The sequence below is a fragment of the Lacibacter cauensis genome (genome assembly GCF_007830055.1).
GTDB lineage: Bacteria > Bacteroidota > Bacteroidia > Chitinophagales > Chitinophagaceae > Lacibacter > Lacibacter cauensis.
Genome location: NZ_VLLE01000006.1, coordinates 458,531 through 474,243 on the forward strand (window position 1 = coordinate 458,531; position 15,713 = coordinate 474,243).

Here is a 15,713-nt window from a genome sequence, read left to right on the forward strand (position 1 = left end):
CTTTTGCTACAACAGGTGTACGGTTTTGATACAGTTTTTGTACGGCCATTTTTTTCTTCGCTATTTATTGCTAATGCTTTACGATTATGGTAAACTTGTAGCTGTGAAACCCAAACAGATGCCGTTGTTACATCGTTGTGTTTCGCTATTCACTTTTGACCATTCAGCAAATGAGCTTAAAAAATTCCCGCATACTTGTTATTGATGATGATACCGATGTACTTACTGCAGTGCGCTTACTGCTGAAGACAGAGGCAAAAGAAGTAGTAACTGAAAAGAACCCGGAAAATATCCGTCATCTGTTAGCAAAGCAGGAGTTCGATCTCATTTTGCTTGATATGAATTTCAACAGTACCATTCATACAGGCAATGAAGGTTTGTATTGGTTACGAAAGATCAAAGAATTTGCCAATTCACCTGCAGTTGTTATGATTACAGCTTATGGCGATATTGATCTGGCTGTGCGCTCGTTAAAAGAAGGTGCATCCGATTTCATGATCAAACCCTGGCACAACGAAAAACTCATCAGCACCATCGGCGAAGCCATTAAAAAGCGAAACAGCCAGAAAACAAATACAAGTTCAGTAACCCGTTCGGCCGATTCCATCATTGGCACACAACTGCTGGGCGAAAGCGAGGCGATGAGTGATATTTTTTTGAAGATCGAAAAAATTGCACCCACGGATGCCAATGTGCTGATACTTGGGGAGAATGGTACAGGTAAAGATTTGATTGCACAGGCTATTCAGCAAAAATCGTTACGCAATAATAAACCGTTTATTAAAGTTGATGCCGGTGCACTAACAGAAAGTTTGTTTGAAAGCGAATTGTTTGGTCATAAAAAAGGAGCGTTTACCGATGCAAGAGAAGACCGCATCGGTCGTTTTGAAGCAGCGAATGGTGGTACCATTTTTTTAGATGAGATTGGCAACATTACCTTACAGCAACAGGCCAAGCTGTTATCGGTTTTACAAAACAGACAAGTAATAAAGCTGGGTAGTAACGAGCCGGTGCCCATTGATATCCGTTTGATCTGTGCAACCAATCTCCCTTTAACTGAACTGGCAAACGAAGCACGCTTTCGTAAAGATCTTATCTATCGCATCAATACTGTAGAAATAACGGTTCCGCCATTGCGCAACCGCAAAGAAGATATTCAGCTGCTGGCACAGCATTATGCCAACATCTATGCAGATAAATACATTAAGCCCAAAATGGAGCTGGATAAAAAGGCTGTTGAAAAATTAATGAGCTATCATTTCCCCGGTAATGTGCGGGAGCTGCAATACAGTATTGAACGGGCAGTAATTATGGCCGATGGTGAATCGTTACAAGCTGAAGACATCATCTTTTCGCCTATTGAAACAGCACGTCAGCAGGAAGAAGAACAACACGATTTAAAATTAAGCAGTGTGGAAAAGAATACCATCCTGCGAGTAATTGAAAAACATAACGGCAATATCACCAAAGCCGCAAAAGAACTCGGCTTAACAAGAACAGCATTATACAGAAGATTAACGAAGTATGATATTTAAACAATACGAAGGACGTTTACTGATACGTGTAATACTGCTGTTTGCGGTACTATCGGTAGCTGCATGGCTATTGGTGAAAGCTTATTATTTCTATACGATTTTTCTTGCACCTGTTTTATTATTCCAGTTATACGATTTATATAGCTTATTAAAAAAGGCGCAAGACGAAGTAAAAGAATTTGCCGAGAGCGTGCACTACCGTGATTTCTCCCGTTACTTCAATGTAAAGCAGGCGCCTGCCGAGTTGCAACCTTTGCGTGCCGGTTTTAACGAAATCAACAGCACGTTTAAAGTAATTACCAAAGAAAGGGAAACACAATATGTGTACCTGCAAAAAATATTAGAGTTGGTTGATACCGGCATCCTTTCGTACGAAATAAATGAAGGTGAAATTGCCTGGATGAACGAGACCTTTAAACGGTTACTTGGTATTCCTTATTTAAAAACAATCCACAGCTTAGAAAAAAGAGATGAATCGTTGTACAAAGAAGTGATCAGTTTAAAATCGGGAGAGAACAGAATTGTAAAAGTGAATACCGATAAATCTTCGTTTAAACTGTTGCTGTCTGCAACGGCTTTTCAAACCGATGGCAAAGTATTCAAGCTTATTGCCTTTCAAAACGTAAACGAAGCATTGGATGAAACCGAAGCACAGGCATGGAGAAGATTGCTGAGTGTAATGACGCATGAGATCATGAATTCTGTTGCGCCAATTTCTTCGCTGGCCGACACATTAAAAAACCGGCTGCAACTCTCCACTCCGCATTTGCAAAACAATGATGGCTCGCTGGAAGACCTGGAGCTGGGCATTGAAACCATTAAACGCCGTAGCGAAGGTTTACTGAAGTTTGCAGAAACCTATCGCAATCTGAATAAGATTACCACGCTTAATGTAAAGAAAGTACAGGTGCTCGATCTTTTTGAAAACCTGCACCAGTTGATGCAGCCAACGCTTGAGCAAAAAAATATTGAGCTGGAAATTATTTTAAAAGATCCTGCCATTACACTGGAAGTGGATATGCATTTGATTGAACAGGTACTGATTAACTTGCTGGTAAATGCCATTGAAGCTGTAAAAGATAAAGCTGAACCACGTATCGTATTATCAGCTTACGAATCGGGCGATCATAAAACAGTTATGAAGATTGCTGATAACGGTGTAGGTATGGATGAAGAAGTGATGGACAAAATTTTTATTCCATTTTTCAGTACACGCAAAACCGGCAGCGGTATTGGTCTCAGTCTTTGCAAGCAGATTATGTTACTGCACAAAGGAAGCATACAGGTACAAAGCCGGCCCGGCGAAGGCACTGCGTTTATGCTGCTGTTCTAATTTCCTTTCACTTGTTTTCAACAATAAATACCCTTCATGTTTTCGTAACATTCAAATAATGTTGCGTTAACAATGCCCTGCTACCATTGCCCTCCTAAACACTTACACAATGAGAAAATTAAGTTTTCTTCTTGGCAGCATTGTCTTGTTTGCAAGTTGCGCCAAAGAAGAATTAAAGAACAACGGCGCAACAGATCAGTCTTTACAACTATCTGCACGCCAGGAATCCACAACATTTAAAGAAATCGGAAGCATCAATATCGGCAGTACAGGTGCTGCAGAAATAAGTGCTTACGATGCAATAACCAAAAAACTGTTTGTAGTAAACAACAGTGCAGGCAACAACCGTATTGAAGTGCTCGACATCAGCAACCCGGCAGCACCTGTTCTTGTTGGTAATATCAACATTACTGCTTATGGTGGTTTTGTTAACAGCGTTGCAGTAAGTAATGGTAAGGTTGCAGCTGCTATTGAAGCAACAGACAAAGTAAGTGCAGGTAAAGTTGTTATTTTTAATACAGCCTCACATGCAGCTATTGCAGTTGTAACTGTAGGCTCGTTACCCGATATGGTAACTTTTACTCCTGATGGCAAATACATTCTTACCGCTAACGAGGGCGAACCAAACGATGCGTATACCATCGATCCTTTAGGTACTGTATCAATTATTAGTGTAGAAGAAGATTATGCAGTAACAACACTCAACTTCAGCAAGTTTGCTTCACAAGCAGCTGTGTTAAAAGCTAAAGGATTTCGTTTGTTTGGAAAGAATGCAAGTTTTGAACAGGATGTGGAGCCGGAATACATTGCCGTTTCTGCAAACAGTAACACTGCATGGGTTACGTTACAGGAAAACAATGGCGTTGCCAAGATCGATATAGCGACAAAAAACATCACTGAAATTTTCCCTTTAGGTTTTAAAGATTATAACAATCCATCCAACACAATTGATCCCAGTGATCAGGACGGAGGCATCAACTTTGCTGCATTGCCTGTAAAAGGAATGTATTTACCCGATGCCATTGCAGTAAACAGCTTCAACGGCACACCGTTTATCTACACTGCAAACGAAGGTGATGCCAGAGAATGGAGCGGCTTAACACCAGTGGAAACAAGAAGAGTGAACCACAGTTCGGTTGTGCTTGATCCTGTTGCTTTCCCGAATGCTGCTGCATTAAAAACAAATACACAATTAGGCCGCCTGAACATTACTACTACCTTGGGTGATACCGATGGCGATGGTGATTATGACGAGTTGTATTCTTATGGTGCACGTTCGTTCAGCATCTGGAATGGTTTAACAGGAGAATTAGTGTTCGACAGCAAAAACCAGATTGATACCAAAGCTGCAGAGTTAGGTAAATATCCTGATGGACGCAGTGATGATAAAGGTTGCGAACCCGAAGGCATTACCATTGGCAGAGTGGGTAACAACAATCTATTGTTTGTTGGCCTCGAAAGAGCAAATGCCGTGATGATTTATGATATTACTAACCCCATCAAACCAAAATACCTGCAATGGTTAAATACCGGTGTTGCGCCCGAAGGTGTACTGTTTGTTGAGGCCGCTAAAAGCCCGAACGGCAGAAGCCTGTTTATTGCCAGCAGCGAAAACGATGGTTTTATAAAAATTTATACTACCAATTAATTGGTGTTGCAGATAAATACAAATGGCCACGCATTGAGCGTGGCCATTTGTATTGTTCCATTTTTTATTTCTGTGGTTCGAGCAGTTTAAAGAACTGATCGAGTTGTGGCAGAATAACAATGCGTGTTCTTCTGTTTGTAGCTTTTCCTTCTTTTGTTTCATTATCTGCAACAGGTCTGTATTCACTACGTCCGGCAGCAGCCATCTTCGCCGGATCCAGTCCGTATTCTTTCTGCAGCAAACGCACTACAGTTGTTGCTCGCTTCACACTCAAATCCCAGTTGTCCACCAAAATTGCATTGCCTTTAAACGGTACATTGTCGGTATGTCCTTCAACCATAAATTCAATTTCAGGTTGGTTCTTCAATACCAATGCTACCTTACCTAATACTTCTTTTGCACGATCGGTAATTGTGTAACTACCACTTTTGAATAATAATTTATCGGAGATATCAATATACACCACACCTTTATCGACTTTAATGTTGATGTCTTCATCTTCAATATTACCGATAGCGCCTTTGAGGTTCATCACCAACGCCATGTTGAGCGAATCTTTATAAGCCATTTGTTGCTGCAGTGTTTGGATGTACGCATCCTTTGCACCAATGTTCTGCAACGATTGTTTAATACTTTCAGCCTGTTGCTTTGAAATAACAGAAAGATTTTCCAGCTGCTGTAAGGTAGCAGTATAATTCTGTTTGATGAGTTCAATCTCACGGTTCAGATCGGCAATCTTTTTATTGAGCTCATTTTTATCCTTTATCAAACCGTCTTTTTGATTATTGCAATCGGCTAAAGAACCTTCCAGGGTTTGATAACGGGTTTGCAGTTGGGCATAATCGGCCTGTGCCTTTTTAAACTTTTTACTGCTTACGCAGGAACTAAACATCAATCCAGCAGCGGCAAGAGCTACCATGTAATTCATTTTCATAATGTTGATTTTAAAAACAATAAATAGTCAGGTTGTTTTTTACAGGCACAACGCTCTCCTTTCGGGCCACGAAGGTAGGCGCACAGATAATAGTATTGTTTCAGAGAAATGTTAATATCCCTGTTACAACAAAGCCTGTTACATTATTGAATGATTATTAAAAACCCTGCCAAAAATGAAAGGAAGGTTAAAATTGCATTTCCGGAATAGCGCCTTCTACAATTAAACGACCTGCTGTTTTGGTAACAATCTCCTGTACAGAAACGCCAGGGGCACGCTCCAGCAGTTTAAATCCATCGGGTGTAACATCGAGCACCGCTAAATCGCTGACAATCTTTTTTACACAGCGTTTACCCGTTAGCGGTAGTGTACATTGCGGCAGCAACTTGCTTTCGCCTTTTGGATTGGTATGCATCATGGCTACAATAATATTTTTGGCGCTGGCAACAAGATCCATGGCACCGCCCATGCCTTTTACCATTTTGCCGGGAATTTTCCAGTTGGCGATATCGCCTTCATCACTTACTTCCATTGCACCTAATACAGTCAAATCAACTTTACCAGCACGGATCATTCCAAAGCTCATGGCACTATCAAAAAATACAGAGCCGGGCAATGTTGTAATGGTTTGCTTACCGGCATTGATGAGATCGGGATCTTCTTCACCTTCAAACGGAAAAGGACCCATACCCAATAATCCATTTTCGCTTTGCAGTTCTACATGAATACCTGCAGGAATATAGTTGGCAACAAGCGTTGGAATACCTATGCCCAAGTTAACGTAGTAGCCGTCTTTCAGTTCTTTGGCAATGCGCTGTGCGATTTGTTCTTTCGTTAAAGCCATAATTGCAATTTGAAAATTTGAAAATGAGCTAATTTGAAAATTTTGGAGATTACCATTCGTACGATTTGAAAAGTTGAAAATGATTGTTTCAACTTTTCAAATTGTCACATTCTCAAATTCGTTTTCTTACTGTCTTCTGCTCAATCCGCTTTTCGTAATTCGTTCCCTGGAAAATGCGGTGCACATAAATACCCGGCGTATGTATTTCGTTGGGGTGCAGCTGCCCAGGCTCCACCAACTCTTCCACTTCTGCAATGGTGATTTTTCCAGCCATCGCCATCAGCGGATTAAAATTTCTTGCTGTGTCTTTAAAAATGAGGTTGCCCATTTTATCGCCTTTCCATGCTTTTACAATTGCATAGTCTGCATCAAATGCATATTCGAGTAAATAATCCTTACCGTTGAAATTGCGTACTTCTTTTCCTTCAGCTACCTCGGTTCCAACACCTGCAGGTGTATATACAGCGGGCATACCGTAACCTGCAGCCATGCAACGGGTAGCTAATGTTCCCTGCGGTATCAGTTCTACTTCCAACTCTCCACTTAATAACTTGCGTTCAAATTCTGCATTTTCGCCTACGTAAGAAGAGATCATTTTCTTCACCTGTTTTTGCTGCAACATCAGCCCAATACCGAAATCATCAACACCTGCATTGTTCGAAATACAAGTGAGCTGCTTTATTCCTTTTTTAACAAGGGCTGTTATACAATTTTCAGGGATTCCGCATAAACCAAAACCGCCGAGCATGAGTGTAGCGCCATCCTGAATATCATGGATAGCTGCATCGGCACTGGCAACAACTTTGTTCATTGCAATCGTATTTGATTGCAAGATAAGCGAAGAAAGTAAATGAACATTTGTTAAAAAAGAATGTGTTTACCGGAGTGCTTCAGCTTTTGCAAACATCGCAATATGGATAACTAAGATTTGCTTATGCTGCTGCCAGATATTCCCTTAACTCCTGCAATACCACCTGTACCGACGAATCAATTTCAGCAATAAGGTGTTTCATCTGTTCACGTTCGGTATTTTTCGAAATATCTGCTTTCTCTATTTGTATTACCTTACTCGATACCTGTTCATTTACGCCCAGAATTTTCAAGGTCGATTTCATGTTATGTGCAGTAGCTTTGATGAGCGCCTGGTCTTCGGCAGCAAACGATTCCTGCAGTCTTTTTACTTCACCCGGTAAGAAATCAAATGCCTTGTTGAGCAAATCCTGGATGCTTTCTTTATTTCCACCTGTTAAGCGATGCAGGTAATCAATGTTTACCAGTTTAAGATGGATGTTTTGCTGAATAGCCGGTTGTGTATTCCAGTCGCTATAATGGTTTAACAGTTCCAGTAACTTGCGTTCATCTACCGGTTTTGTTAAATAAGCATTCATACCGGCGCTAATGGCGTTTTGTTGTTCGATACTTTGACAGAACGCACTCAAACCAATAACCGGTGTTTGCAGATGCAACTCTGCTCTTATTTTTTTGGTTGTATCAATGCCACTTAAGCCGGGCATTTGTATATCCATTAAAATAAAATCATAAGTCTCATTTTGCAGCATTTGCAAGGCAATGTTTCCGCTTTCTGCTTTTTCAAAAATAAACTGATGTTCGGCCAGCAGATATCCCATCAGATCCCGATTCATTTCATTGTCATCCACAATCAGTATTTTCTTTTGCACTAATTTTTCGTTTCGTACAATCGTCGTTTCCTGCGGCTGCTCTGCAACAGTTGTTATCGTAAACGGCAACAGTAAATTGAATTGTGTTCCTGCACCGGGTGTGGAGAAAACTTCAATTTCTCCACCCTGCATTTCCACCAACTGTTTTACAATAGGTAAACCCAGGCCGGTACCATAATATTTTTTGGATGTTTTACTTTCAATCTGGTAAAAGCGCTCAAATACATACGGCAGTTTTTCTTTATCGATACCAATGCCTGTATCCCGTATGGTAAATTGTACCCAAGCTTTTTCATCAGATCGTTTTACCAACGATGCTGAAACAGAAACCGATCCCTGTTCTGTAAACTTGATAGAGTTGCCGGTAAGATTTACCAGTATCTGCATCAGCTTTTTTTCATCGCCTAATACATGCGCAGGCACACGCTCATCCGTATGAATGTGTAACAAAAGATTTTTACTCTCTGCACGATTTTGCAACACATTACCTAAATTTGAAAGCACTTGCTTTACACTGAATGCATCACTTGAGAACTGGAAATGTCCCGATTCAAGTTTTGAATAATCCAGTACATCGTTAATAACTTCCATCAGCAAATTACCCGACACTTTCATCGAATTGATCCATTGTGTTGTTTCTGCCGTATGCTGTTTTTTCAGCAACAGGTTGGTATACCCGATGATCGAATTCAATGGCGTGCGCAGCTCGTGTGTAACGTTTGCAATAAACTGGTCTTTGACCAATTGCGCCTGTTTCTCTTTCTGAATAGCAATCGACAAGCGGTTGTTCAGCCTGTTTGTTTCAATTATTTTATACAGCACTACAAGCGCAATTGCCGACATAAAAATGAGCGAGAACAGGTTCCACTTTTTATCGAGCTGCAGTAATTCATTTTTCTCATTGCTGATGGTGTTGTTCAGCTGGGCAATTCGTGCACCCAATGCATCTACCACTTCCTGTTCGCCCAATGTAATTTCCTTAAACGATTTTTTGTACTCATCGCTACGAAGTATAATCGTTGCACCTTCCATTCCCTGCTCATCGTACACGTGCAATGTTTCTTTATTAAACTCAATACGGTTTGTTGCTTTGTGTACAAAAAGATTTACCAGGTACTTTGGTACATAACCACCATATGTTTCCCGCACTTTTGTAAGACCAACTTCCACTTCGGTAAGATTTTTTGTAAACGCATCACGCTTTACAGGATCGCCTGTTTCAATATACTGCTCCAGCAGATGATCATTTTGTGTAATGAGAAATGTTGTTTTCTCAATTGCCTGCTGATAACGCTGATGCATAATAACCGAATCGGTTTGTGCCGTATGATCTTTTACTGAATCGAATACGCCCGACTCAACAAAGTAGTTAAACCCGATGCCGGTTAAGAGAATTGCGGCAATACCAATAAATGTGAGGAGCTGTTTAAAGCGTGGATTTGACAGTACAGAGCGCAAGCCTGGTTTCATAGCGTTGGATTTTGGAATAAGGTATTGAAAAATTACACTTAATCCAGCTCACATACAACAAAGCGCACTCTGTTTTTTCCCTATGCCTGCACTCGTAAAACTACGTATTTGCATTACCGGATCATGCGCCAGCACCAGCGCTGCAGCTTACCTTCAAAATCAAAAGGCGTTGTTGCTTTGGTAATGTCTTTGATGGTTGTTGCTTCAATCTGCTCCTGCCTCAACTCGAATTTGCGGGCATTGTTGCTGAAGTACAAAATACCGCCCGGCTTCATGGCACGCAGGGTTTTATTGATGAGCTCCACATGATCTTCCTGTATATCGAGAAAGTCTTTCATTTTTTTGCTGTTGCTGAAAGTTGGCGGATCCATCACCACTACATCAAATGTATCAGGCGTAAGTGTATCGAGATATTGTTTTACATCTGCTACGATGAACTTATACTTCGCAGGATCAACAAAATAGTTGGCTTCAAAATTTCTCCTGGCCCAATCAATATAAGTGTTCGACAGATCTACTGTTACTACTTCTGCTGCGCCACCTGCTGCTGCATACACACTAAACGATCCGGTATAAGCAAACAGGTTCAGCATTTTTTTATCCTTCACTTCATCCATCAGCATTTTGCGTGTAATACGGTGATCGAGGAACAAACCGGTATCTAAATAATCGGATAAGTTGACAAGAAAGGTTAAGCCGTTTTCTTTTACTTCAAAAAACTCTTTTTCTTCTGCTGTTTTCTGGTATTGTGAATGCCGGTTGCTTTTTCGCCTGCGTTCTTTTGTATAAATATCATCATCAGAAATGTTCAATACATTACTGATCACTTCAACTGTACCTTCCAGCCATTCCTGATGTTGCTCTTCGGTAAGGTTATGTTTGGCTTTGTATTCACTTACACAAACACGGGTATCGTACAAATCGATGCTGACAGGAAACTCAGGTAAATCTTTATCGTATAAACGATAGCAACGAATACCCATACGCCTTGCCTGTTTTTCCCTGTGCTTATACACTTTGGCGAGGCGGTTCTGAAACATTTGTAATTTATCTGAGAGCATGATGGTGAATTGTGAATTGTCAATGGGGAATAGCTTACATCTCGAGGCTGCTCCACTTTTCTAATTTTGGTTTTTGGATTTTCTGCTTGCGCCTTGTTCCATGTGCCTTTTTTGGATTCTCCTTTTCTTAAAGTGCCAGCAAACTGCAGCCCCTGATATCGCTGTTATCGATGCGGCCCATAACACGAAAGCTGCCATCGTCAAACACTTCACCTATATCGTCGGTTGCAATAAAACTGCATGAATATACATTCGCAAAGTCGATGATGTTCAAGGCGCCTTTTCCTTTTGCTTTCAGCTGCAACGGATCATCTTCTTCCCGCACCAGCACCTTCATCCATGGCGGACAATAAAAAATACCATCGCCTTTTGAATAGGCCTGGCTCAACAATTCCGTCATACCATATTCCGAATGAATTGTGTCGAGCGAAAAACTCTGTTTGAGCAGCAGGTGTACTTCTTCTCTTGTCAATTCTTCTCTACGGCCCTTCATGCCACCTGTTTCCATAACGATTGTATGCTTTAGCGGCAGCTGGTATTGCTCAGCAAAATCGAGTAAGCCAAAGGTTACGCCAATCAACAATGTTTTTTGCTGTTGTGCTTCAAGCTCTGTCAGGCGTTTGGCTAACTCCTCTACATTGGTAAGAAAAAAGCCGTTCAACGGATGTGCACTTTCATCCATCATCCGCTGTACCATGTACACCAGCGACGAATGCTTACGCTCCAGGTAAGAAGGCAGCAAACCCAGCACACAATAATCCTTTACAGGACCGTATTGCAGTTCGAACCCCTTAAAAAAAGATTCTTCGTACAACTTCAAACTTTTAACGAGGTGCTTACTTTGAATAGTTTGCGTTGTACCACTACTTTCAAACAGCTGTTCTTCTGTAAAAGCTGTGGTTTTAACCGTATGTGTTTTAAAAAAGCTAATGGGCAAAAAAGGAATCGATTCGATTGTTTGAACATTCGCTGCCGGTCTGCCCAATGCATCAACAAATCCACTATAAGCAGCATTATTCCTGTACTGGAAAGAAAATAATTCTAACGCCGTCCCGTTAAAGACAGTGTTATTTACCTGAAAAAGATTGTTAACAAACAGAGGAATCAACTTTTTGGTGGATTATTAATGCTTAAATTTGAATACAGAAGCTACACACATGACAGCAAAACTATTACTTCTTTTTGTAACAACTACCTTGCTTGCGGGCTGTGGAAAAGAGAAATACCAAACAAAGCCGCAGATCAAAATCAAATCGGTAAAAGTTGGTAATATTACTGATGGGTTAGGTAATACAGGCAAAGTAATTGAGTTCGACTTAACTGTTACCGATAAAGAAGGCGATGTACAGGATACCATTACAATCGATAAAATTGATGCCGCTTCACCGGCATGCCCCGGTAATACGTTGTTGGGCGATAAATATAAAATACCCGATTTCCCCGGCTCGCCTAATCAGCAGGTAACCATCAAAGTAAAATACGCCAACATTAATATTGAAGGATATGGCTTGTTAGGTGGTTCTGCCTGTCCTCCTGCCACCGATGTTTCAAGATTTCGTTTTGTTGTAACAGATAAGGCCGGCAACAGAAGCGACAGTGTTACAACCGAGCCGGTTGCGCTTGGCTTCTAGTATATTTGCTGAATGAACAGGTTGTTTCGCTTTCTGTTATTTGAACACCTGGTTATTGCCATAAGCGCTGCTGCACTTTGCGCTCAAACCAAGTTGTTTTATTCCATTTTCGATTATCCGCTTACGCTGATAGCGTTTGTATTTTTTGCAACTCTGCTTAGCTACAACATGCATTTCAGCTTTGCTGCCAATAAAAGCAGTTCGTCCGAACAACTGCAATGGTTCAGAGACAATAGAACACACGCTCTTGTTTTTAATGTTCTGTCGCTTGCAGCTACGCTTTGGTTTTGGTGGAAAGTACGCCGCATTAACGTGCATATTGTTGCTGCAATTCTCTTCAACGCCGCTTATACAGCTCCACTGTTGCTGAAAAACCCGATCAAGCTTCCGTCTGTTCTTACATTCATTAAAAGTTATTTTATTGGCTTTGTGTGGGCGTATGCAACCGTGGTATTACCATTGGCTTTTTTTGATATAGAACCTAACATCAATGAAATTTTCCTGTTTATAAGCCGGCTTTTACTGGTTGCCCTTGCCACCATGATCTTTGATTACCGTGACCGTCTTCGTGATTTTGAAATGGGCGTACATACCCCTGCTAATATTATGAACGAGCAGCAGTTTGAAATTTTCTTTATCATAAACGTATTACTTTACTCATTTTCGGTGGTGTTTCTGGCCATACGTTTCAGTACCTACCTGCATTTGCTACAACTCATTCCGGGGCTGGTTGCTCTTTACCTGCTGCGTATTTCGAAACGGGAAGACAGCGATTACTTCTATTTGATATGGGTTGATGGCTTGCTTATTCTTTCACCCTTCCTCAGCCTGTTTTTGCTGTAATAAACCGGAAGCTCCGGTACCCGCTAAAAAATGGATGAGCGCATCTGTTTAAAAGAAGCGAAACCGTACATTTGCTGAAAGCACTAAACCGATGGCAAAAGCAAAAGCAGCTAAGAAAAAATCGATTCTTACAGAAAAGTCTCTGGAGTTTTTAAGAAATTACCACAACACACATTCTCCTGTTGGTTTCGAAATCAGCGGACAAAAAGTATGGCTCGAGTACCTGAAGCCTTATATTGATACGCATTTTGTTGATCCTTACGGAACGGCAGTTGGTGTTATTAATCCCGAACATCCGTTTAAAGTAGTTATTGAAGGCCATGCCGATGAGATCAGCTGGTTTGTAAACTATATTTCACCTGAAGGATTAATTTACCTGAAACGCAATGGCGGTGTAGATCACCAGATTGCTCCTGCAAAACGTGTGTTTATCCATGGCAAAAAAGGAATTGTAAAAGCTGTTTTCGGCTGGCCTGCTATCCATACACGTTTAGGTAACCCCGACGTAAAAGAACCATCGCCACGTGTAGACAATCTGTGGCTCGATTGCGGCGCACGTTCGAAAAAAGAAGTGGAAGAATTAGGTGTTAAAGTGGGCTGTGTTGTTACCTACGAAGAAGGGTTTGATGAGCTTGCACACGACTATTATATTGCCCGTGCCTTCGATAACCGCATTGGTGGATTTATGATTGCAGAAGTGGCTCGTTTGCTGAAAGAAAATAAAAAGAAACTTCCGTTTGGCTTATACATCGTAAATGCGGTGCAGGAAGAAATTGGTTTACGTGGTGCCGAAATGATTGCACGCCGTATTAAACCCGATGTGGCAATTGTTACTGATGTTACACATGATACAACCACTCCCATGATCAGTAAAATTGTAGAAGGCGAAATTGCCTGTGGTAAAGGACCTTCTCTGGCTACTGCTCCGGCTGTACACAATAAACTGCTCGACTTTGTAACAGATGTTGCAGAGAAGAAGAAAATTCCTGTACAATGGCGTTCGTTAAGCCGCAGTACAGGTACTGATACTGATTCGTTTGCTTATGCAAATGATGGATGTCCTTCAGTACTCATCAGCATTCCTTTGCGTTACATGCATACAACTGTTGAAATGCTGCATAAGAGTGATATTGAAAATACGATTATGCTGATATATGAAAGCTTATTGGCGTTAACTCCTAAAACCAACCTGCGCTATTTATGATGCAGTTGTTATATCTCGATCCAGGTAGTGGAAGTTACCTTGTGCAGGTAATTATTGCAGCAGTGTTGGGCGTAATCTTCTATTTTAAAAGTGGATGGAACTGGATAAAAAGTTTCTTTGTAAAAACACCACCTAAAAAAGAAGAGGAGGAGAATGAATCAGCTGATTAATCATCATCCTGCTTCGTTCCGGGACCCCGCCGGTTTTATTTATGAACAAAACGGAACCGTTTACCGTTTTGTTTCCACAGCATATGCCAGCCACTATTCATTATTGATGGATAGTGGCCTTGCAGCTGAATTACTAAAAAAGAATTTACTCCTTCCGTTTACCGAATCTACAGACAACCATACCGGCCGTGCAGATTGGTACAAAACATTGATACCACAACAACTCCCTTTCTTTTCGTATGCATGGGAATGGAGTTTCAGCCAATTAAAAGATGCGGCTTTGGCAACGCTTGCCGTTTGCAAGCTTGCATTGCAAAAAGGAATGATCCTGAAAGATGCAACGCATACCAACATGCAATGGGTAGATGGCAAATGGAAGCTGATTGATACTCTTTCATTTGAAAAATATACTGCTGGTGAATCTTGGGTTGCTTACCGCCAGTTTTGCGAATGTTTCCTGAACCCTTTGCTGCTTGCTGCATACTCAGGGTTAGAGGTAAATAAATTATTGCTCAGCTATCCCGATGGTGTACCTGCTTCAGTAACGTCGAAATTACTGCCATTTAAAACTAAATTCAATGCAGTTGTTTACCTGCATGTACATTTACAGGCAAAGCTCGCAGCGAAACCAGCAGGCGAGAAAAAAAATTCGGGAAAGCAACTGTCGCAGAAAAATATTGAACAGATCCTTGAAAGTTTACGCAGCTGTATTGAAAGTCTGCAGCTTCCGCAAAAAACAACAACCTGGAATAATTACTATAACGAAACAATCCTGAGCGAAACTTATCTTTCAGAAAAGAAAAATCTCGTAAGCTCCATACTCGCCAATCAATCGTACAACAGCGTACTTGATCTTGGTGCAAATGAAGGAGAGTTTTCTTTACTCTGCAGAGAAGATGCGCAAGTGATTGCTACAGATTTCGACAGTGCTTGTATAGACTCATTGTATAAACGGCTAAAAAAAGAAAAGCGGAAAAATATTCAACCGCTTGTGCTCGACTTAACCTATCCTTCTCCGGCAATGGGTTGGGTGAACAACGAACGCAAAGCATTTTTTGAGCGTACAAAAGCAGATGTATGTTTGGCGTTGGCGCTCATTCATCACCTGGCGATTGCAAAGAATATTTCGCTTCAGCAACTGGCTTCCTTTTTTGCATCCATTTGCAACACGTTGATTATTGAATTTGTGCCGAAAGAAGATCTGAAAGTGCAAAGCATGTTGCACTGGCGGAAAGATATTTTTGAAGAATATACACTTGAGCAGTTTGAAAAATCGTTTGCTGATTTTTTTATATTAGAACAGAAAACAGTAGTTAACGGTTCGCAACGAAGTATGTTACTATATCGAAAAAAGTAAGTCT

At 41.0% G+C, this 15,713-nt stretch carries 14 protein-coding genes; 8 read left to right on the forward strand and 6 right to left on the reverse strand.

Translation table 11 applies throughout. The features are described 5' to 3' along the window. The first annotated feature begins 170 nt into the window (after nt 1-170). The 3 genes from IQ13_RS18560 (at nt 171) to IQ13_RS18570 (ending at nt 4,516) form a co-directional block, all read left to right on the forward strand. Nucleotides 171-1,535 carry a sigma-54-dependent transcriptional regulator gene (locus IQ13_RS18560; protein ID WP_144888128.1) on the forward strand — a complete coding sequence of 455 codons (1,365 nt, stop codon included), beginning with the start codon at nt 171-173 and terminating at the stop codon, nt 1,533-1,535. Further along, on the forward strand, nt 1,525-2,868 hold the full coding sequence (locus tag IQ13_RS18565; RefSeq protein WP_144888129.1) for a sensor histidine kinase: 1,344 nt from the start codon (nt 1,525-1,527) through the stop codon (nt 2,866-2,868). Before IQ13_RS18560 ends, IQ13_RS18565 begins: the two co-directional genes overlap by 11 nt. Nucleotides 2,869-2,977: 109 nt before the next feature. After that, nucleotides 2,978-4,516, forward strand: coding sequence for a choice-of-anchor I family protein (locus IQ13_RS18570; protein ID WP_144888130.1), 1,539 nt, complete (start codon nt 2,978-2,980; stop codon nt 4,514-4,516). Between the two features lie 64 nt (nt 4,517-4,580). Here IQ13_RS18570 and IQ13_RS18575 read toward each other — a convergent pair whose 3' ends face one another. The 6 genes from IQ13_RS18575 to IQ13_RS18600 form a co-directional block, all read right to left on the reverse strand. After that, nucleotides 4,581-5,450: an OmpA family protein gene (locus IQ13_RS18575; protein WP_144888131.1), complete on the reverse strand. Its 870-nt coding sequence runs from the start codon at nt 5,448-5,450 to the stop codon at nt 4,581-4,583. A 187-nt stretch (nt 5,451-5,637) separates the two neighbouring features. Next, entirely contained in the window at nt 5,638-6,294 is a 657-nt protein-coding gene (locus IQ13_RS18580) for a CoA transferase subunit B (RefSeq protein ID WP_144888132.1), read from the reverse strand. Nucleotides 6,295-6,406: 112 nt separating this feature from the next. Continuing rightward, nucleotides 6,407-7,105, reverse strand: a complete 699-nt coding sequence (locus IQ13_RS18585) for a CoA transferase subunit A (protein WP_144888133.1) — start codon at nt 7,103-7,105, stop codon at nt 6,407-6,409. Nucleotides 7,106-7,226: 121 nt separating this feature from the next. Then, on the reverse strand, nt 7,227-9,443 hold the full coding sequence (locus IQ13_RS18590; RefSeq protein ID WP_144888134.1) for an ATP-binding protein: 2,217 nt from the start codon (nt 9,441-9,443) through the stop codon (nt 7,227-7,229). Nucleotides 9,444-9,556: 113 nt separating this feature from the next. Beyond that, nucleotides 9,557-10,504, reverse strand: a complete 948-nt coding sequence (locus tag IQ13_RS18595; protein ID WP_144888135.1) for a class I SAM-dependent methyltransferase — start codon at nt 10,502-10,504, stop codon at nt 9,557-9,559. A 127-nt stretch (nt 10,505-10,631) separates the two neighbouring features. Next, nucleotides 10,632-11,612 (reverse strand): LuxE/PaaK family acyltransferase, encoded by a 981-nt coding sequence (locus tag IQ13_RS18600; RefSeq protein WP_242009586.1) that lies wholly within the window; start codon nt 11,610-11,612, stop codon nt 10,632-10,634. Nucleotides 11,613-11,661: 49 nt separating this feature from the next. Here IQ13_RS18600 and IQ13_RS18605 point away from each other — a divergent pair, with 49 nt between their 5' ends. From IQ13_RS18605 to IQ13_RS18620, 5 genes are all read left to right on the forward strand, one after another. Then, on the forward strand, nt 11,662-12,135 hold the full coding sequence (locus IQ13_RS18605; protein ID WP_144888136.1) for a hypothetical protein: 474 nt from the start codon (nt 11,662-11,664) through the stop codon (nt 12,133-12,135). 12 nt (nt 12,136-12,147) lie between these two features. After that, nucleotides 12,148-12,978 (forward strand): UbiA prenyltransferase family protein, encoded by an 831-nt coding sequence (locus IQ13_RS18610; RefSeq protein ID WP_144888137.1) that lies wholly within the window; start codon nt 12,148-12,150, stop codon nt 12,976-12,978. 91 nt (nt 12,979-13,069) lie between these two features. Next, nucleotides 13,070-14,182, forward strand: coding sequence for a M20/M25/M40 family metallo-hydrolase (locus IQ13_RS18615; RefSeq protein ID WP_144888138.1), 1,113 nt, complete (start codon nt 13,070-13,072; stop codon nt 14,180-14,182). Next, nucleotides 14,179-14,352, forward strand: coding sequence for a hypothetical protein (locus IQ13_RS21525; protein ID WP_199758311.1), 174 nt, complete (start codon nt 14,179-14,181; stop codon nt 14,350-14,352). Before IQ13_RS18615 ends, IQ13_RS21525 begins: the two co-directional genes overlap by 4 nt. After that, entirely contained in the window at nt 14,336-15,709 is a 1,374-nt protein-coding gene (locus IQ13_RS18620; RefSeq protein WP_144888139.1) for a class I SAM-dependent methyltransferase, read from the forward strand. The genes IQ13_RS21525 and IQ13_RS18620 overlap by 17 nt, the downstream gene beginning before the upstream one ends. The last annotated feature ends 4 nt before the right edge of the window (nt 15,710-15,713 follow it).